Origin of the sequence: Streptomyces sp. RPA4-2, assembly GCF_012273515.2 — a bacterium.
In the GTDB taxonomy this organism is placed as follows: Bacteria; Actinomycetota; Actinomycetes; order Streptomycetales; family Streptomycetaceae; genus Streptomyces; species Streptomyces kaempferi.
Genome location: NZ_CP050975.2, coordinates 7,242,523 through 7,260,690 on the forward strand (window position 1 = coordinate 7,242,523; position 18,168 = coordinate 7,260,690).

At 72.0% G+C, this 18,168-nt stretch carries 18 protein-coding genes; 11 read left to right on the plus strand and 7 right to left on the minus strand.

The window, feature by feature from the left end:
• The first annotated feature begins 116 nt into the window (after window positions 1-116).
• A complete protein-coding gene (locus HEP85_RS31615; protein WP_168530926.1) occupies window positions 117-845 on the plus strand; it encodes a class I SAM-dependent methyltransferase in 729 nt (242 codons plus the stop codon).
• Between the two features lie 200 nt (window positions 846-1,045).
• Here HEP85_RS31615 and HEP85_RS31620 read toward each other — a convergent pair whose 3' ends face one another.
• From HEP85_RS31620 to HEP85_RS31635, 4 genes are all read right to left on the minus strand, one after another.
• Window positions 1,046-1,747, minus strand: coding sequence for a hypothetical protein (locus HEP85_RS31620; protein WP_248002141.1), 702 nt, complete (start codon window positions 1,745-1,747; stop codon window positions 1,046-1,048).
• A gap of 37 nt (window positions 1,748-1,784) precedes the next feature.
• Entirely contained in the window at window positions 1,785-3,461 is a 1,677-nt protein-coding gene (locus HEP85_RS31625) for a hypothetical protein (protein WP_369657923.1), read from the minus strand.
• A 317-nt stretch (window positions 3,462-3,778) separates the two neighbouring features.
• Window positions 3,779-3,997: a hypothetical protein gene (locus HEP85_RS31630; RefSeq protein WP_148013015.1), complete on the minus strand. Its 219-nt coding sequence runs from the start codon at window positions 3,995-3,997 to the stop codon at window positions 3,779-3,781.
• Window positions 3,998-4,119: 122 nt separating this feature from the next.
• Window positions 4,120-4,335 carry a hypothetical protein gene (locus tag HEP85_RS31635; RefSeq protein ID WP_228120476.1) on the minus strand — a complete coding sequence of 72 codons (216 nt, stop codon included), beginning with the start codon at window positions 4,333-4,335 and terminating at the stop codon, window positions 4,120-4,122.
• 230 nt (window positions 4,336-4,565) lie between these two features.
• On the opposite strand from HEP85_RS31635, the gene HEP85_RS31640 reads away from it, so the two are divergent.
• From HEP85_RS31640 to HEP85_RS31680, 9 genes are all read left to right on the plus strand, one after another.
• A complete protein-coding gene (locus HEP85_RS31640) occupies window positions 4,566-4,961 on the plus strand; it encodes a helix-turn-helix transcriptional regulator (protein WP_168530928.1) in 396 nt (131 codons plus the stop codon).
• 351 nt (window positions 4,962-5,312) lie between these two features.
• Window positions 5,313-5,573, plus strand: coding sequence for a hypothetical protein (locus HEP85_RS31645; RefSeq protein WP_228120474.1), 261 nt, complete (start codon window positions 5,313-5,315; stop codon window positions 5,571-5,573).
• Window positions 5,574-5,904: 331 nt separating this feature from the next.
• Window positions 5,905-6,738 (plus strand): M55 family metallopeptidase, encoded by an 834-nt coding sequence (locus HEP85_RS31650; protein WP_168530929.1) that lies wholly within the window; start codon window positions 5,905-5,907, stop codon window positions 6,736-6,738.
• Window positions 6,731-8,044 (plus strand): M20/M25/M40 family metallo-hydrolase, encoded by a 1,314-nt coding sequence (locus HEP85_RS31655; protein WP_168530930.1) that lies wholly within the window; start codon window positions 6,731-6,733, stop codon window positions 8,042-8,044. Before HEP85_RS31650 ends, HEP85_RS31655 begins: the two co-directional genes overlap by 8 nt.
• A 10-nt stretch (window positions 8,045-8,054) precedes the next feature.
• Window positions 8,055-10,013 carry a prolyl oligopeptidase family serine peptidase gene (locus tag HEP85_RS31660; protein ID WP_168530931.1) on the plus strand — a complete coding sequence of 653 codons (1,959 nt, stop codon included), beginning with the start codon at window positions 8,055-8,057 and terminating at the stop codon, window positions 10,011-10,013.
• Complete coding sequence (locus HEP85_RS31665) at window positions 10,010-10,936, plus strand: LD-carboxypeptidase (protein WP_168530932.1); 927 nt, start codon at window positions 10,010-10,012, stop codon at window positions 10,934-10,936. Before HEP85_RS31660 ends, HEP85_RS31665 begins: the two co-directional genes overlap by 4 nt.
• A gap of 249 nt (window positions 10,937-11,185) precedes the next feature.
• Window positions 11,186-11,434, plus strand: coding sequence for a LapA family protein (locus tag HEP85_RS31670; protein WP_168530933.1), 249 nt, complete (start codon window positions 11,186-11,188; stop codon window positions 11,432-11,434).
• Window positions 11,435-11,484: 50 nt separating this feature from the next.
• Window positions 11,485-12,036, plus strand: a complete 552-nt coding sequence (locus tag HEP85_RS31675; RefSeq protein WP_168530934.1) for a GNAT family N-acetyltransferase — start codon at window positions 11,485-11,487, stop codon at window positions 12,034-12,036.
• A 138-nt stretch (window positions 12,037-12,174) separates the two neighbouring features.
• Window positions 12,175-14,178, plus strand: a complete 2,004-nt coding sequence (locus HEP85_RS31680) for a DUF5107 domain-containing protein (protein ID WP_369657924.1) — start codon at window positions 12,175-12,177, stop codon at window positions 14,176-14,178.
• Between the two features lie 81 nt (window positions 14,179-14,259).
• Here the strand turns inward: HEP85_RS31680 and HEP85_RS31685 are convergent, their stop codons facing one another.
• From HEP85_RS31685 to HEP85_RS31695, 3 genes are all read right to left on the minus strand, one after another.
• On the minus strand, window positions 14,260-14,613 hold the full coding sequence (locus HEP85_RS31685) for a VOC family protein (protein WP_168530935.1): 354 nt from the start codon (window positions 14,611-14,613) through the stop codon (window positions 14,260-14,262).
• Window positions 14,614-14,748: 135 nt separating this feature from the next.
• Window positions 14,749-15,570: a class I SAM-dependent methyltransferase gene (locus HEP85_RS31690; RefSeq protein WP_168530936.1), complete on the minus strand. Its 822-nt coding sequence runs from the start codon at window positions 15,568-15,570 to the stop codon at window positions 14,749-14,751.
• Window positions 15,571-15,668: 98 nt separating this feature from the next.
• Complete coding sequence (locus HEP85_RS31695) at window positions 15,669-16,091, minus strand: phosphatase PAP2 family protein (protein WP_369657925.1); 423 nt, start codon at window positions 16,089-16,091, stop codon at window positions 15,669-15,671.
• 388 nt (window positions 16,092-16,479) lie between these two features.
• Here HEP85_RS31695 and HEP85_RS31700 point away from each other — a divergent pair, with 388 nt between their 5' ends.
• A complete protein-coding gene (locus HEP85_RS31700) occupies window positions 16,480-18,099 on the plus strand; it encodes an ATP-binding cassette domain-containing protein (protein WP_168530937.1) in 1,620 nt (539 codons plus the stop codon).
• The last annotated feature ends 69 nt before the right edge of the window (window positions 18,100-18,168 follow it).

Consider the following 18,168-nt stretch of genomic DNA (forward strand, 5'->3'; position numbering starts at 1 on the left):
CGGATCGAAATGACCCGTGAAGGAATGCGCCGCATGCTTGTCGCCGCACTCCAGGCGCGATAGACCGATCTCACCCGTCGTGCTCGGCGGGCGGCGGTGCTACCTGGGGAGCTGGCATGAGCGTGACGGGTCGGTACAGGGGAGCCTGGGAGGGCTTCTGGCGCGAGGCCTCCGACGAACAGGGAGCCGTCTTCTGGGATGCGGAGCCCGCCCTGACCGCGGGCGTCCATCTCGCACTCTTCGAACCGTACGTGACGTTCCACGGGCTGCCTCTCGTCGACCTGGGCTGCGGCAACGGCACCCAGACCCGATTCCTCGCCGACCGCTTCCCGCACGTCGTCGGCGCCGACATCTCGGCCGCGGCGCTCGACCACGCCCGCCATGCCGACGCCGCGGGACAGGCGACGTACCGGCTGCTCGACGCGTCGGAGAAGAGCGAGGTGCAGCACCTGCACGCGGAACTCGGCGACGTCAACGTCTATATGCGCGGCGTGCTCCACCAGTGCGAACCGGACGACCGCCAGCCGCTGGTGGACGGCATCGCCACTCTGGTGGGGGAGCGGGGCCGGGTGTTCCTCGTCGAACTCTCCGAGGCCGCCCGCCCCGTGCTGATGGGGCTGGCGCAGGGCTCCGACGGCCCTCCCGCCAAACTGGCACCCATCTTCCGGCACGGCATCGCCCCCGGCGAGGTCTCCGACGAATCCGTCCCCGACCACCTCGGCGCGGCCGGTCTCACCGTCCTCGCGAGCGGTGAACTCCCGCTCGTCACGGCGGAGTACACCGCGCTCGGCACCCGGATCGAACTGCCTTCGAAGTGGCTGGTGGCGGGCCGCACCGCGGACTGAGCCACGGTACGGGTACGGCGTCACCGGCCGGTCGGTGACGCCGTACCCCTCTCAGTGGCCCTGGTCGAATACGCGGTGACCTCGGCCCGCGGCCTTGCTCAACGGCCCCGCGCACGCGCCGCGCAACGGCCTCGCGCGACGACCTCCGTCAACAGCGTTCGTCGACGGTGTTCGCCAACAGCCGTTCGCTGCGGCCTTGTTCAGTGGCCGGGCCAGCCGTCCATGTGACGGTGCACCGCCACGGTCGGTTGGTCCGCGGCCTTGGGCGCGGCCGCCACCGCGTCGTGCAGGACTCCGGTGACCTCGGCGGCCAGCGCGTCGACCTTCGTCTTCAGGTCGGCGGCCGGGATACCGGAGCGGCTCAGCTCGTCGAGCCTGCGGTGGATGTCGGCGAGCCGGCTCTTCGTCGCACTGTCCAGAGTGATCGGACGCGCGGTGGAGACCACGAACTGGTAGGCGCCGGCCAGGGTCTGGCATCCGTCACAGTGCTGGTTCGCCGCGTCGCTGAGGTTCACCGCGTTCAGACGCGTGTGCTGGCCCGCGAGGGTGACGATCTGGAAGGACAGGGCCACCGACCGGCAGTGCGCGTCGACCGAGCAGCCGACGGAGACCGCGTTGGCCTGGTTGCGGATGCCCGCGGACTTCACCGTGCCGAACTGCCGGACGGTGAAGGAGTCCTTGACCTGGGTCGGATGGGCCCGGTCGGCGTGGCTGAAGGTGTGGTCCTCGGCGACGGCCGCGCTACGGCCCATGCTGCCGGCCGCGGCCGTGGCGGCCTGGGCCGGTACGGCGGTGGCGATACCGGCCGCGCCGGCCGCGAACAGGCCTATGCGCATGGCCTTGCGGCCGAGTGTCTTGCCGACGGGATTCGGCTTTCGATGGGCGTTGGCATGCGTGCTCACATGGTTCTCCTGTGGTGTCGGTGCAGTGTGCGGCCGGTCACGGTGTGACCGGGGGCGGTTCGCCGGTCGCGCTCGGGCTGTCCGTCGGGGTGGGCGGATCGGTGGTCGGCGCCGCCGAGGACGGAGCCTCGGACGTCGGCGGTTCGGCGGGTCCCTCGGAGGGACCGGGCGGCGAGCCCGCCGGGGCCGTACCCGTCGTGTTCTGGCCGCCGGTGGGCTCGGTCGGCTTCTTGGACGGGCCCGCGCTGGGTGACGCGGAGGCTCCCGCGTCCGCGCTGGGCGAGGCCGAGGCGCTCGCGGAGGCGCTGCCCGAGGCGCCGGGGGACGCGGTGCCGGACGGCAGAGCCGCGGAGGAGCCGGACGGGGACGCCTGCGGTCCGGGTGCGGTCGCCTGCCGGGCGGGCGGCTGGGCCGTGGAGACGCCGGGCTGGAGGATCGGGGCGATCGGCGGCCGCTTCGGCAGCGGCTCGGGCGTCACGCCGGAGACCCACGCGTAGCTCAGCGTGCCCAGACCGACCAGGGCCAGCGCGCACAGCGCGACCCGCAGGCGGGGCTTGTCGTCGGTCGAGCGCTTGGCGGCGCGGAAGACCCGGCCGCCCATCTTGACCGACAGGTAGACCACGCCGGCCATCGGGCACAGCAGCATGAAGCAGCCGATCACGCCGATCAGGCCCGCGGCGATCTGGCCGTTGACGAAGGCGTCGCCCGTGCCCACGACCTGCGCGGTGAGCGAGCGGACCATCGTGGCGACGATCCGCGGCAGGTTCCACAGCGCGTACCCGAGCTCACCGATCAGCAGCGGCACCATCGTGAGGACCCACGTGGTGATGACGGTGCGGGACGACTTCTTGAGCCCGACGACCTCGGCGCGGGCCGCCTTGCCGCGCCGTCCGGGCACGGTGCTGAGCAGGATCGGTTTGATCTTGCCGTAGAGATCCGGGACGCCGGCCAGGTCGCCGAGGATGTAGTAGCCGTCCAGCCGGACGGCCGGCATCAGCTGCTCCAGGATCTCGAAGTGCCCGAGATACACCGTGGCCAGGAAGAACTGCTGACCGGTGGCGAAGTACGCGCCCGTCATGGCGAGCATGAAGACGAGGTTGAAGTACACCCCGCCCAGGTCGGTGCGGAGCCGTCCGGCCCGTCCGATCCGGTAGATGTCCGTCACGTCGGTGTACATGGACGGCCAGATCAGGAAGAGCCCGCAGCCGATGCACCCCGGCCGCGCGCCTCCGTATCTGCACGCCGAGGCGTGACCGAACTCGTGGAAGACGAGCGAGGCCACGGTGAGCCCGAACACGACGAGCATCAGCACCGGCTGGTCGAGGACCTGCAGCACGGGCTCGACCGCGCCGAAGAAGCCGAACAGCCAGACGTCCATGGCCACGGCCGCCGCCAGCATCAGCACGACCACCGTGGGGCGGTGCAGCCAGGCCAGCGAGCGGGCGATCCGGCCCGCGCGGCGCTCGTTGAAGATGATCCGGTGCCCCTTCAGGGCGAGCAGCAGATCGGACCGCGGCGCGGTGATCTCCTCCTCGTCCTGCCCCTCCGGCACCGTGACGCCCAGCGGGTCGAGCTTCTCCTCGACCAGGTAGCGCACGTTCTCCGCGCTGAGCTCGCGCCCGTAACGGGCGCTCACCCGGTGCGAGATGGTCTCGATGTCGTGCACGCCGTCGATCGCGGAGGCGACCAGGTACAACAGCCGGGACAGCTGCACGACCTGGCCGTCTCCGCGGCGCGCGATGTACTTCGGGTCGGTGAAGCCCGATCCCTGGTACTCCCCGTGCAGTTTCAGCCCGGAGCTGAGTCGGGGTACCGGCAGTACCTCGACGCCTGCGCCGACGACCGGCAGCGTCCCCGTGGCGAACTGCTCGTAGGTGACCGGGATTCCCCCGGCCCCGGCACCGGCGAACCGGTGTCGTACAGCAACGCGGGCCCGTCCCCCAGTGCCGTCATGTGTGGTCCTTCCCCCCCCAAGGGCGGACCGCGCCCGCCCCGGGCGCGGTCCGCCGAACAGCCGTTGCGCGGCGGGTGTTACTGCGAGACGTTGATCGCCTGGCTGGCGCTGGACTCGGCCACCGACCAGCTGGAGTGGTCGTTGAGCGCGGCCGACTCGTTGTGGGCGCTGATGTTGGCGACGTGCTTGGTCACGTTGGTGGTGCGGCCGAAGCTGAACTTCAGGCGTCCGAGGGCCTCGCGACCGGGGAGCAGCTCGGCGGACTCGGACTGCAGCTCGTTCATGTCCATGCTCATGGGATGTCCTTTCGGGACGTGGTTCGTTGATGTGGTCGTGGTGGTGACGCGAAGGCGGACGCGGGCGCGGCGTCCGGTGCCGCGGAGGTGGGGAGGGACGCGGGCGAGCGTCCCGTGCCGGACTACTGCGAGACGTTGATGGCCTGGGCGGCGCTGGACGACGCGTCCGACCAGCTGGAGTGGTCGTTGAGCGCGGCCGACTCGTTGTGGGCGCTGATGTTGGCGACGTGCTTGGTCACGTTGGTGGTGCGGCCGAAGCTGAACTTCAGGCGTCCGAGGGCCTCGCGACCGGGCAGCAGCTCGGCGGACTCGGTGTCGAGTTCACGGTTGTCCATCATGATCAGTTCCCCCTCAGGGATAGACATTTCCGATCGAACGAAGGCAGGTTCCCCCCAAACTTCGTCCAATCTTGTCGGACGTGCTGTCCAACGAGATTGGACAGTAGTAGCCCCGGAGCTCGCCGCGCAAGCGGTTCGGGGAAAGACTTCTGGGGCCTGAGCGAAGCCCCACGTAGAATCGATCCCGCTTGGAAGAGTTCCGCCCGGCGGCGAGCAGGAAGTGACCATCGGTGGCCAACGCACTGCAGCAGATCATCAGAGATCGCCTCGACCGTGAGGGCTGGTCCTACGGAGAGGTGGCACGTCGGGGCGGCATTCCGCGCTCCACGGTCCATCACCTGGCGACGGCCGAGCGCGTGGTGCGCATGCCACAGCCCAGCACGCTGGAAGGGCTGTCCAAGGGGCTTGGACTGTCGTTGGACACGGTGCGCCGTGCCGCCGCGGAGGCCTGCGGCATTCACGTGTACGCGACGGATCCGGCGGCGGCGGTGGTGGACGCCGGTGCCTCGGCCGACCCCGAGGTCGACCTGCTCATCGCGAGCGTGCAGCAGCTCTCGGTCGACGACCGGCGCCATGTCGCGGCGCTCGTGGAATCACTCCTGGGGCGCGACGCCCACCGGCGCTGACCATCGGCCTGACGCCTGACGCCTGACGCCTGACGCCTGACGCCTGACGCCTGACGCCTGACGGCTGACGGCTGACGGCTGACGCCCGGGTCGGGGCCGGCGTCGCGTCGGGTGGGCCGGGGTCTTCGGGCCCGGTGCGGTCCGGGCGTGGCCCCGGACGCGGTGCGTGTCAGGCTGCGGGGCCGGCCGAGGCCGTACGGCATGGACGCCCGGGCGCCCGCTCCGGTTCCCCTTCCCGGGGATCCCGGTAAAAGAATCCAGAACCGCCGAAACCGGCAAGATCCACAGCTAGTCTCTCATTCTGCTCGGGGCACGTGAGCCGCACGACCCCTGTGTCACCCAGGGGGACATGTGCTGTTCGTGCACGGAGGACCCACCACCGCCGTGGTCCGGGGCAGTACCGGCGAGTCCGTCGTCCTGCTCTCCGGCGAACTGCCCGACATACTGACCGAGACCGCGCTCGCCGAACTCCTCGACCTCGCCGCGGCCGTCCTCAGCGAGCAGGAGCTGAAGCTCTTCCGCCGCTGCCTCGACGCCCTGGTGCGCGGGGAGGGCGGGACGCCGCGCCGCATCGAGCTGGACGGCGTCGTCCTGACCGTCTACGAGGACTGATCCCGGCCGCGTCCGCGCATCACGCCGAACCCCGCACCCCGAACCCCGAACTCCCGCCCTGGTCCTCGGACTCCGGACCTCGGACCCGACTCCAGACCCCGGACCGCCCCGACGCCGACGCCGATGCCGGTACAGACGTCAGCCGAAGTGGCCCCCTCGCGCAGTTCTCCGCGGTCGCCGTGAAACCCTGACCGCCGGACGGTCGCGAAACGTGCGGCGGGTCCGGTTCGGGCCGCTATGTCCACGCATGGCGTCCTGGCCCGGCGCCGCGTCGCCGCGTAGCGTGACCCGACATGGAGAAAGCCGCTGACCTGTGCGAAGAGGGTGTGTCGTGAAGATCCTCATCAGCGCCGACATGGAGGGCGCCACCGGGGTGACCTGGCCGGCCGACGTGCTCCCGGGGACACCGCAATGGGAGCGGTGCCGCTCGATGTTCACCTCGGACGTGAACGCCGCCGTGCTCGGTTTCCTCGACGGCGGCGCGGACGAGGTGCTGATCAACGAGGCGCACTGGTCCATGCGGAATCTGCTGCTCGAACGGCTCGACGAGAGAGCCGAGATGCTCACCGGCCGGCACAAGTCGCTGTCCATGGTGGAGGGCGTGCAGCACGGTGACGTGGACGGCATCGCGTTCGTCGGGTACCACACGGGCGCCGGCATGGAGGGCGTCCTCGCGCACACCTACCTCGCGAACTCGATCACCGGGGTGTGGGTGAACGGCGTACGGGCCAGCGAGGGGCTGCTCAACTCGCATGTCGTCGCCGAGTACGGCGTCCCCGTCGTCCTCGTCACGGGCGACGACCTGGCCTGCGAGGACGCGCTCGGATACGCGCCCGGGGCGCTCAAGGTCGCCGTCAAGGACCATGTGTCGCGGTACGCGGCGGTGTGCCGTACGCCGTCCCGGACCGCCGCCGACATCCGGGCCGCCGCCAAGGAGGCGGCAGCGCTGGCCGTACGGCACGAACCGGTGGTGGGCGGCCCCTTCACGGTGGCGCTGGAGTTCGACGCGGAGCATCTGTCGATGGCGGCCACCGTCGTGCCGGGTGTGGAACGCACCGGAGAGCGCAGAGTGGCCTACACCAACGACACCATGTACGAGGCAATCCGCACCTTCAAGGCGGTCACCACGATCGTCTCGGCCGCGGTGGAGGAGCAGTATGGCTGACGGACAGGCACTGGACGAGGTCGTACGGTTCACCTCCGACCTCATCCGTATCGACACCACGAACCGGGGCGGCGGCGACTGCCAGGAACGGCCGGCCGCGGAGTACGCCGCCGCGCTGCTGGCCGAGACAGGCCTGGAACCCCTCCTTCTGGAGCGCACCAAGGGCCGTACGAACGTCGTCGCGCGGCTGGAGGGCACCGATCCCTCCGCCGACGCGCTGCTCGTCCACGGTCATCTCGACGTGGTGCCCGCGCAGGCCGAGGACTGGAGCGTGCACCCGTTCTCCGGGGAGATCCGCGACGGTGTCGTCTGGGGGCGCGGCGCGGTCGACATGAAGAACATGGACGCGATGATCCTCGCGGTCGTCCGCGGCTGGGCACGCCTCGGTGTACGGCCCCGGCGCGACCTCGTGATCGCGTTCACCGCCGATGAGGAGGCGAGCGCGGAGGACGGGTCCGGATTCCTCGCCGACCGGCATCCGGAGCTGTTCGAGGGCTGTACCGAGGGCATCAGCGAGTCCGGGGCGTTCACCTTCCACGACGGCAGTGGCCGGGAGCTCTACCCGATCGCGGCGGGGGAGCGCGGCACCGGGTGGCTCAAGCTCACGGCGCGCGGGCGGGCGGGCCACGGCTCCAAGGTGAACCGGAACAACGCCGTGACACACCTCGCGGCCGCGATCGCCAGGATCGGCGCGCACGAGTGGCCCATCAGGCTCACGCCGACCGTCCGCGCGGCCCTCACCGAACTCGCCGCGCTGTACGGGATCGACGCGGACCTCGACGACCTCGACGGCGTGGACGAACTGCTGCGCAAGCTCGGCCCCGCCGCCGCGCTGGTCGACGCCACCGTGCGCAACAGCGCCAACCCGACCATGCTCAGCGCCGGTTACAAGGTCAACGTGATTCCCGGGGAAGCGGTCGCGTACGTGGACGGCCGCCATCTCCCGGGCACCGAGGACGAGTTCCGCGCCACCCTCGACCACCTGACGGGACCGGACGTGGAGTGGGAGTTCCACCACCGCGAGGTCGCCCTGCAGGCGCCGCTGGATTCGGTGACGTACCACCGGATGCGTGCGGCGGTCGAGGAGTTCGCGCCCGAGGGGCACGTGGTGCCGTACTGCATGTCGGGCGGCACGGACGCCAAGCAGTTCTCGCGCCTGGGTATCACCGGTTACGGATTCGCGCCGCTGAAACTGCCCGAGGGTTTCGACTACCAGGCGCTCTTCCACGGTGTCGACGAACGCGTCCCCGTCGAGGCACTGCACTTCGGCGTCCGCGTTCTCGACCGCTTTCTGCGCACGGCCTGAGGGGGACGGAATGCGGACACTGTCATACGGATCATGGCCCTCGCCCATCGACGCGGGGCTCGCCGCGGCACACGACGGGCACCCCGAGTTCGCCGGTTTCGTCGGCGACGAGGCCTGGTGGACCGAACCCCGGCCCACCGAGGGCGGCCGGCGTGCCCTCGTGCGGCGACGCGCCGACGGCACGCAGGAGTCGGTGCTGCCCGCCCCGTGGAACGTCCGCAGCCGCGTCATCGAGTACGGCGGACAGCCCTGGGCGGGGGAGATGCGCCCCGAGGGGCCGTTCGTGGTGTTCGTGAACTTCGCCGACCAACGGCTGTACGCGTACGAGCCCGGCGCCGAGCCCCGCCCCCTCACACCCGTGTCCTCCGTCGGCGGCGGACTGCGCTGGGTGGACCCGCAGTTGCGCCCCGAACGGGGTGAAGTGTGGTGTGTGATGGAGGAGTTCACCGGCGACGGACCGACCGACGTACGACGGGTCGCCGTCGCGGTGCCGCTCGACGGGTCGGCCGCGCAGGACCGGGGCGCCGTGCGTGAACTCACCGACGCACGCCACCGGTTCGTCACCGGACCGCGGCTGTCCCCCGACGGCGGGCAGGCGGCCTGGCTCGCCTGGGACCACCCGCGGATGCCCTGGGACGGCACGGAACTCATCCTCGCGGACGTCACCGAGGACGGCATCCTGCACGCCCCGCGGGTGGTCGCGGGCGGCCCCGAGGAGTCGATCGCCCAGGCGGACTGGGCCGCCGACGGCACCCTGCTGTACGCGGGGGACCGCACCGGCTGGTGGAACCTGTACCGGCTCGGACGGGAGACGCCCGTCTGCACCCGGGAGGAGGAGTTCGGCGGCCCGCTGTGGAAGATCGGGTACCGCTGGTTCGCGCCCCTGCCGAGCGGGCTCGTGGCCGTCGTGCACGGACGGGGCGCCACCGCGCTCGGGATAGTGGACCCGGAGACCGGCGAGGTCGTCGACGCGGCAGGACCCTGGACCGAGTTCACGCCGACGCTCGCCGTGCACGGCAGCCGCGTCCTGGGCGTCGGGGCCAGCCCGCGCAGCGCGTACGAGGTGGTCGAGCTGGACTTCCGTACCGGACGCGCCCGGGTGCTCGGCGCCGCCCACGACGACCCGGTGGATCCCGCGTACTACCCGGAGCCGCAGATCCGCACCTTCACCGGTCCCGCCGGCCGGGAGATCCACGCCCACGTCTATCCACCGCACCACCCCGATCACGTCGCCCCCGGCGACGAACTGCCGCCCTACGTCGTCTGGGCACACGGCGGCCCCACCGGCCGGGCCCCCCTCGTCCTCGACCTGGAGATCGCCTACTTCACCTCGCGCGGCATCGGTGTCGCCGAGGTCAACTACGGCGGTTCGGCGGGACACGGCAGGGAGTACCGCAACCGGCTGCGCGAGCAGTGGGGCGTCGTCGACGTCGAGGACTGCGCGGCCGTCGCCGTCGCCCTCGCGGAGGAGGGCACCGCCGACCGGCGCCGGCTCGCCATCCGTGGCGGCAGCGCGGGCGGCTGGACCACCGCCGCGTCCCTCACCGCCACCGACGTCTACGCCTGCGGCACGATCCTGTACCCGATCCTCGACCTCACCAGCTGGGGTTCGGGGGAGACCCACGACTTCGAGTCCCAGTACCTGGAGTCGCTGATCGGTCCGCTCGCCGAGGTGCCGGGCCGCTACGTGGAGCGTTCACCCGCCGAGCACGCCGACCGGATCACCGCGCCCTTCCTCCTCCTCCAGGGGCTCGACGACCCCATCTGTCCGCCCGCGCAGTGCGAACGGTTCCTGTCCAGGATGGCGGGGCGCCACGTCCCGCACGCCTACATCGCCTTCGAGGGCGAGGGGCACGGATTCCGCCGGGCCGACACCATGGTGCGCGCCCTGGAGTCCGAACTCTCCCTGTACGCACAGGTCTTCGGTCTGAACCCGCCCGGCATTCCCACTCTGGAGCTCCTCAAGTGAAGTCCCTGATCCGTCCCGCCCGGCTCGCACCAGGGGCCCGCGTCGCCGTCGTCTCGCCGAGCGGTCCGGTGCCCGAGGAGCGGCTGGAGGCGGGCCTCGACCTGTTGCGCGGCTGGGATCTCGATCCTGTGGTGGCCCCCCATGTCCTTGACCGGCACGCCGAGTTCAACTACCTCGCGGGCGCCGATGCCGACCGGGCTGCCGACTTCCAGGCCGCCTGGTGCGACCCGGAGGTCGCCGCGGTGTTCTGCGCCCGCGGCGGCTACGGAGCGCAGCGCATGGTCGACCTCCTGGACTGGGACGCGATCCGCTCCGCGGGCCCCAAGGTGTTCCTCGGCTTCAGCGACATCACCGCACTGCACGAGGCGTTCGCGACCCGCGCCGGGCTGGTCACCCTGCACGGACCCATGGTCGCGGCCGTCGACTTCCTCAAGAACGCGCGGACGCAGGAACACCTGCGGGCGACGCTCTTCGAGCCGGAGACCGTGCGAACCCTCACGTCCGTCACGGGAGGCGCGCTGGTGCCGGGGCGGGCCCGGGGTGTCACCCTCGGCGGCTGCGTCAGCCTGCTGGCCGCCGACCTCGGAACACCGCACGCCCGTGCCTCCGCCCGGGGCGGGCTGCTGCTGATCGAGGACATCGGTGAGGAGGCCTACCGGCTGGACCGGATCCTCACCCAGCTCCTGCGGGCCGGATGGCTCGACTCGGTCGCCGGGATCGCGCTCGGTTCCTGGGTGGACTGCGGTCCGTACGAGAGCCTGCGGGCCGTCTTCGCCGACCGGCTCGGCGGCCTCGGCGTGCCGGTCGTCGAGCACTTCGGGTTCGGCCACTGCGAGGGGGCCCTCACGATTCCGTTCGGCGTCGGGGCGGAACTGGACTCGGACGAGGGGACGCTGACGCTGGACGAGCCCGCGCTCGCGTAGATCCAGCCGTCGCCCGTCGCCCGTCGCCCGTCGCCCGTCGCCCGTCGCCCGTCGCCCGTCGCCCGCGGGGCGCGGGGCGCGGGGCGCCGTCGTGTCACGGGCGGGGCGCCTCCCTTCAGGGCGAGCCGGGGGTCCGGGTGCGCGCGGGTGACCTCCCGGGGCGGCCGGGAAGGTGAGGGCAGGGGCCGCCGGTCACCCGGAGGAACCTCCCACCGCGCGGGTCGCCGTCCCGCGGCCCATGCTGGGCGCATGAGTCCGAAGTCCCCCGACGCCTCCGGCACGAGCGGCGCGAAGAGCCGCGCCGGGCTGATGACACCGGGCAGGACCACCGTCGTGGCGCTGGTTCTCCTCGCCCTGGTCTTCGTTTTCGAGAACACCCGGAGCACGAAGATCCGGCTGCTGATCCCGGAAGTGACCGCGCCCCTGTGGATGGCGCTGCTGGGCACCGGGGCGATCGGCGCGCTGTGCGGGGCGTACTCCTCCAGGCGACGGCCGTGAGAACGTGGAGACCACGGGGCCGCAGAGCCGCGGCGGCGTACTGTGGCCGGATGCCTGAGAACGACTCCCCCTATCTCGCCCAGGGCCCCCGCGCGGGCATACGGCACTTCACGTACGAGGACGCGGCCGAGTTCACCGCGAGGGTCCGCGAGAGCAAGGCCCTGCATCAGCCCTGGCTCTTCCCGCCGGGAAGCCCCGACGCCTACGCGGCGTACGCGGGACGGCTCATCAAGGACCCCACGAAGGCCGGTTTCCTCGTCTGCGCACGGGACGGCGGGGCCATCGCCGGCTTCATCAACATCAACAACATCGTCGAGGGCGGCTTTCTGAGCGGGGCGCTCGGATACGGCGCCTTCGCGCACGCCGCGGGGCGGGGACTCATGTCCGAGGGGCTCGGGCTCGTGGTCCGGTACGCCTTCGCGACGATGGGGCTGCACCGGCTGGAGATCAACGTCCAGCCCGGGAACGCCGCCTCCATCGCGCTCGCCCGGCGCTGCGGATTCCGGCTGGAGGGCTTCTCGCCGGACTTCATCCACATCGACGGCGCCTGGCGCGACCACGAACGCTGGGCGATCACCTCGGAGATGACCTCTTCCCCGTGACCCGCCCGCGCCCGGCACGGTCCCCGGCCTCCCGGCCCGCCGGCGCCCGGAAGGCCGGGCGGCGCCGCCGCCTTTGCGTAATCCTGACCGTATCCTGACGAGCGGAACCCCTGGTCAGGTGCGCGATGTCGCTGTTCCATGGTCGTCGTGACGACGATCCGACGTGACGTAATGACGCTGCCGTCAGCGGAGTTGGGCCCCAGCAACCCCCTGCCGCCCCTGCGGCCGCTCGACGAGGCGCATCGCATCGACGACCGGGACCGTGAAGGACTCCCCCGGGACATGGCCCGGCAGATCGGCTACGAACCCCTGCGCGACGTCCTGCCGGAGCGCCTCCGGGACGGCTACGACAGACACCGCACGCCCCGCGCGACCGACACGATCGTGATCGAGAACGACCGCCTGCGGGTCACCGTACTGCCGTCCCGCGGAGGTCGTGTCGCCTCCCTCTTCCACAAGCCCTCGCAGCGCGAACTCCTGTACCGCAACCCGGTGTTCCAGCCCGCCTGCTTCGCCCTCAACGGCGCCTGGTTCTCCGGCGGCATCGAGTGGAACATCGGCGCGACCGGCCACACGACCCTGTCCTGCGCACCCGTCCACGCGGCCCGGGTAGCGGCCCCCGACGGCGGTGAGATGCTCCGCCTGTGGGAGTGGGAACGGCTGCGCGACCTGCCCTTCCAGGTCGACCTGTGGCTGCCGGAGGGCTCCGACTTCCTGCACGTCGGCGTCCGCGTCCGCAACCCGCACGAGAAGCCCGCCCCCGTGTACTGGTGGTCCAACATCGCCGTCCCCGAGCGGCGCAGGGTGCTGGTCCCGGCGGACGAGGCCTGGCACTTCGGCTACGAGCGGCGGCTGCGCCGGGTGCCGGTACCCGAGCACGAGGGCGTCGACCGCACCCGTCCGCCGCGCGCCGACTTCCCCGCCGACTACTTCTACGAAGTACCCGACGGGCAGCGCCGCTGGATCGCCGCGCTCGACGACGCGGGTGAAGGGCTCGTGCAGACGTCCACCGACGTGCTGCGCGGACGCAAGCTGTTCGTCTGGGGTTCCGGCGCGGGCGGGCGGCGCTGGCAGGAGTGGCTCACCGAGCCCGGCACCGGCGGCTACTGCGAGATCCAGGCCGGGCTCGCCCGCACCCAGCTGGAGCATGTGCGGCTGGACGCGGAGGGCGAGGTGACCTGGCTGGAGTCGTACGGGCCGCTGGCGGGGGACGACGCCGGCGCGCGGACGGTCCACGGAGCCGACTGGGCCGCGGCGCGGGCGGAGGTGGAGGGCCGTCTGGAGCGCGCTCTGCCACGGGCCGACGTCGAGGCGGCGTACGCGGCCTGGCTCCCGCACGCCGACACCGAACCCGGCGAGGTGCTGCACGTCGGGTCCGGCTGGGGAGCCCTCGAAGTGCTGCGCGCCACCTACAAGTTGGCGGGGACGCCGTTCGACGAGTGCACGCTGGGAGCGGCCCAGGCGCCGTGGGTGGAACTGCTCAGGACCGGTGCCTTTCCCGAGCAACGCCGGGTCGGGCCGCCGGGCGAGTCGCTGGTCGCCCCGCACTGGCGGGACATGCTGGAGACGGCGCCCGCCAAGCCGCTCGCCGAGTACCACCTCGGCGTCGCCCAGTGGCACGCGGGGGATGTGGCGCAGGCGGTGCGCAGTTGGGAGCGGGCACTCGAACTCGCCCCGTCCCTCTGGCCGTTGCTGCGCTGTCTGGCCGTCGCGGACCAGCAGGCGGGCAACCGGGAGCGGGCCGCCGACCGGTACGCGGAGGCGTTCGACGACCTGTGCCAGGAGCGTCGTGACGACGGTGCGGCGTGGACCGCGGCCACGGCCGCGCTCGGGCGGGAGGCGCTGGCGGCGCTGCTCGCGGTGCGGCGTACGGCGGACGCGCGGAGGGTCTGGGAGAGGCTGCGGCCCGCGACCCGGGAAAGGGGTCGATTCCGGCTGATCGAGGCGGAGTTGCTGCTCGCGGAGGGGGACCGGGAGGGCGCGCGGGCCGTGTTCGACGCGGGGTTCGAGGTCGCCGATCTGCGGGAGGGCGCCGAGGCGATCGGCGTGCTGTGGGCTCGACTGACCGACGAGGCGCTGCCCGACCGGTACGACTTCCGGATGCGGCCGCCGGCGATCGAATGGGGTGTCGATCCGGCCTGAACGGGACCCGCCCTCGTAGGCCGGGAGCCGGGGCGGACCGGCCCGCCCCGGCCCGCGAGGGCGGAAAGGGGACCGGACCGGCTACTGGGCCGTCCCGCGGTCCACGTACTCGTAGACGACCCCGTCCGGATGCATGGCGATCAGGTTGCGGCCCGCGGGTGTCCCCACGGGCCCCGCCAGGATGTGCGCACCCAGCTCGCCGAGCACCCGATGGGCCTCGTCGACGTCCTTGACGGCGATGGTCGCGGCGACCTTGCGCAGGACGTCCAGCTCGGCCTCCGGTCCACTCATCAGCAGGAAGCAGCCCACCGCGGCGACCGACACTCCGCCGCGCTCGAACCGCAGGGCGCGCACGCCCGCGAGTCTTTCGTAGAAGGGGACCGAAGCCTCCAGGTCGTCGACGCAGACACGCAGCGTGGTTCCCAGAATCTCCATACGGAGGAGCCTAGTTGGGGCAGCCTCGGGAGGAGATCGTTTCGGACGCATCCCCAGGCGGCCGGTCCACCCGTCGCGGAGCGGCCGTTTCGTCCCTCCTCGGCCGGGCGGCTCACCCGTCCTCGGCCGGGCGGGTCACACGCCCTTCCGGCAGAGGATCTCCCCGTGCAGCACGGAGAACCAGCCGTCCTCCCGGCGCCCCCACTCGCGCCACGCCTCCGACACGGCCCGCAGGTGCCCGGCGGTCGCGTGGCCGCCCTCGGTCGCCCGGTCCGCGTACGCCGAGGCCAGGGTGCGATCGGCCCACAGCCCGCTCCACCACTCCCGCTCGGCCTCGGTGGCGAAGGTCCAGGTGCTCGACGTCGCGGTGATGTCCGTGAGCCCGGCGGCCAGTGCCCACGACCTGAGACGGCGGCCCGCGGCCGGCTCGCCCCCGTTGGCGCGGGCGACGCGCAGATACAGGTCCTGCCAGTCGGTCATGCCCGGTACCTCGGGATACCAGGTCATGGCCGAGTAGTCCGCGTCGCGGACGGCGATGAAGCCGCCGGGCCTGGTGACCCGGTGCATCTCGCGCAGCGCCCGCACCGGGTCGCCCACGTGCTGCAGCACCTGGTGGGCGTGGACGACGCAGAAGGTGTCGTCAGGGAAGTCCAGGGCGTGCACGTCCGCGACCTCGAACTCCACGTTGCGCAGACCGCGGTCGGCCGCCGTGGCGCGGGCCTGGTCCAGGATTCCGGGGGCGTGGTCGACGCCCGTGACGTGCCCGTCGGGAACCAGTTCCGCCAGGTCGGCGGTGATGGTGCCCGGTCCGCAGCCGATGTCCAGGATCTTCATGTGGGGCTTGAGCGAGTCGAGCAGGTAGGCCGCGGAGTTGGCGGCGGTGCGCCAGGTGTGCGAGCGCAGCACGGACTCGTGGTGGCCGTGCGTGTAGACGGCGGTCTCCTGCGGCTTCGGCATGACCGTTCCCCTTCGTCTTCTTCTCGTCGGTCATGGATCACCGTACGCCCGCGTGTCGGATGGTGAGACCTGCGTCTTGTCATCTGGACACCGCGTTCTCAGTGGCGCGGACCGTGCTGCGGGAGCATGCCCCGTACGGCGTACGCGGCGGCGGCGCCCAGGGCCGCGCCCGCGAGGACGTCGCTCGGGAAGTGGGCGCCGGTGTAGACACGGGACAGGGCCACCGCGGTGGCGAGCGGTGCCACGGCGGCGCCCCAGCCGCGCGACTCCAGTGCCACCCCCGTCGCGAAGGCGGCGGCCGACGCGGAGTGACCCGACGGGAACGAGGTCGTGATCGGCTGGCGCTTGAGCTTAAGCGCCCGGGGGACCGGGGCGAGGGACGGGCAGGGCGGCGCACCGTCCGTTTGCCGACGGTGTTGATCGTGGCGGAGGCGAGGCCGAGTGAGGCGAGACCCCTGGCCGCGGCCCGGCGCGCGTGGGGGGTGCGGGTGGCGGCGAGGGCCGCGGCCGTGGCGAACCACAGCAGGCCGTGGTTCGCGCTGCGGCTCAGTTTCGGCAGGAGGCGGTCACCGCCCGGCCAGTGGCGGGACGCGACGGCTTCGAAGAGGCGGGAGTCCGCCGTCAGGAAGCGGTTCCGGACGGGGTGAGGGCCCGGGGACCGGTGGTGAGGTCGATGTCAGGCGTGGTGGTCATGGGGTGCGACTACCCGCGCCGAGGCGTTTTCCGCCCCCGCGGCCCGCACCGGCCTCCGCCGCCCCCGGCCGGGACGGAGACCCGGAATCGCGGGGGCGACCCGTGCGGGGCCGGGGCGTGGTTCCGGGCTCGGCCGGGCGCGCGGGGACGCGGGGTGGCCCACCTGTCGGATATGGGTTTGCCGGGCGGCCCCGCCTCCACGGAGAATGCCTCACCATGGGACACCTCGAAGCCGCACATCTTGAGTACTACCTTCCCGACGGGAGGGCGCTGCTCGGCGACGTGTCGTTTCGGGTGGGGGAAGGGGCCGTCGTCGCCCTGGTCGGACCGAACGGAGCCGGCAAGACCACGCTGCTCCGGCTGATCTCGGGGGAGCTGAAGCCGCACGGGGGGACCGTCACCGTCGGTGGCGGCCTCGGTGTGATGCGTCAGTTCGTCGGCTCGGTACGGGACGAGACGTCCGTACGGGACCTGCTCGTGTCCGTGGCACCGCCCCGCATCCGGCAGGCCGCGAAGGCCGTCGACGCCGCCGAGCACGATCTCATGACCATCGACGACGAGGCCTCCCAGCTCCGCTACGCGCAGGCCCTGTCCGACTGGGCCGAGGTGCGCGGATACGAGTCCGAGACGCTCTGGGACATGTGCACCATGGCCGCGCTCGGCGTCCCGTACGAGAAGGCGCAGTGGCGTCAGGTGCGGACGCTGTCCGGCGGTGAGCAGAAGCGGCTGGTGCTCGAGGCCCTGCTGCGCGGCACCGACGAGGTCCTGCTCCTCGACGAGCCGGACAACTATCTCGACGTACCCGGTAAGCGCTGGCTGGAGGAGCGGCTCAAGGAGACCCGCAAGACCGTTCTGTTCGTCTCCCACGACCGGGAGCTGCTGGCGCGCGCCGCCGAGAAGATCGTCAGCGTCGAGCCCAGCCCGGCCGGTGCCGACGCCTGGGTGCACGGCGGCGGCTTCGCGACGTACCACGAGGCCCGCCAGGAGCGCTTCGCCCGCTTCGAGGAACTGCGCAGACGCTGGGACGAGAAGCACGCCCAGTTGAAGAAGCTGGTGCTGAACCTGCGTCAGGCCGCGTCCATCAGCCATGAGTTGGCGTCCCGCTACCAGGCCGCGCAGACCCGGCTGAGGAAGTTCGAGGAGGCCGGGCCGCCGCCTGAGCCGCCGCGCGAGCAGGACATCAGGATGCGGCTGCACGGCGGACGGACCGGTGTGCGGGCCATCACCTGCCAGGGGCTCGAGCTCACCGGTCTGATGAACCCCTTCGACCTGGAGGTCTTCTACGGCGAGCGCGTCGCCGTGCTCGGTTCCAACGGCTCCGGGAAGTCGCACTTCCTGCGTCTGCTCGCCGGGGACACCGTCGCGCACACCGGCGCGTGGAAACTCGGCGCGCGGGTCGTCGCGGGACACTTCGCGCAGACGCACGCCCATCCCGAGCTGCAGGGGCGCACGCTCCTCGACATCCTGTGGAGCGAGCACTCCCAGGACCGCGGCGCCGCGATGTCCCGGCTGCGCCGCTACGAACTGACCGCCCAGGCCGAGCAGCGGTTCGAGAAGCTCTCCGGCGGGCAGCAGGCCCGCTTCCAGATCCTGCTGCTGGAGCTGGAGGGCTCCACCGCCCTGCTGCTGGACGAGCCGACCGACAACCTCGACCTGGAGTCGGCCGAGGCACTCCAGGAGGGCCTGGAGGCATACGAGGGGACGGTCCTCGCGGTCACCCACGACCGCTGGTTCGCCCGCTCCTTCGACCGCTACCTGGTCTTCGGTTCCGACGGACGGATCCGGGAGACGGCGGAGCCGGTCTGGGACGAGCGGCGCGTGGAGCGCGCCCGCTAGACAGGGCCCCGGACGCCCGTGGAATGCCTGGTTCCCCGGATGTTCGTAGAGTGGAGGGAGAACGGCGAG

Excerpts from the sequence above, each read along its gene's own strand:
- HEP85_RS31630 (WP_148013015.1), bottom strand. The coding sequence starts at position 3,997 with ATGAGCATGGACATGAACGAGCTGCAGTCCGAGTCCGCCGAGCTGCTC.
- HEP85_RS31690 (WP_168530936.1), bottom strand. The coding sequence starts at position 15,570 with ATGCCGAAGCCGCAGGAGACCGCCGTCTACACGCACGGCCACCACGAG.
- HEP85_RS31685 (WP_168530935.1), bottom strand. The coding sequence starts at position 14,613 with ATGGAGATTCTGGGAACCACGCTGCGTGTCTGCGTCGACGACCTGGAG.
- HEP85_RS31700 (WP_168530937.1), top strand. The coding sequence starts at position 16,480 with ATGGGACACCTCGAAGCCGCACATCTTGAGTACTACCTTCCCGACGGG.
- HEP85_RS31655 (WP_168530930.1), top strand. The coding sequence starts at position 6,731 with ATGGCTGACGGACAGGCACTGGACGAGGTCGTACGGTTCACCTCCGAC.
- HEP85_RS31660 (WP_168530931.1), top strand. The coding sequence starts at position 8,055 with ATGCGGACACTGTCATACGGATCATGGCCCTCGCCCATCGACGCGGGG.
- HEP85_RS31675 (WP_168530934.1), top strand. The coding sequence starts at position 11,485 with ATGCCTGAGAACGACTCCCCCTATCTCGCCCAGGGCCCCCGCGCGGGC.
- HEP85_RS31670 (WP_168530933.1), top strand. The coding sequence starts at position 11,186 with ATGAGTCCGAAGTCCCCCGACGCCTCCGGCACGAGCGGCGCGAAGAGC.
- HEP85_RS31680 (WP_369657924.1), top strand. The coding sequence starts at position 12,175 with ATGGTCGTCGTGACGACGATCCGACGTGACGTAATGACGCTGCCGTCA.
- HEP85_RS31615 (WP_168530926.1), top strand. The coding sequence starts at position 117 with ATGAGCGTGACGGGTCGGTACAGGGGAGCCTGGGAGGGCTTCTGGCGC.
- HEP85_RS31635 (WP_228120476.1), bottom strand. The coding sequence starts at position 4,335 with ATGATGGACAACCGTGAACTCGACACCGAGTCCGCCGAGCTGCTGCCC.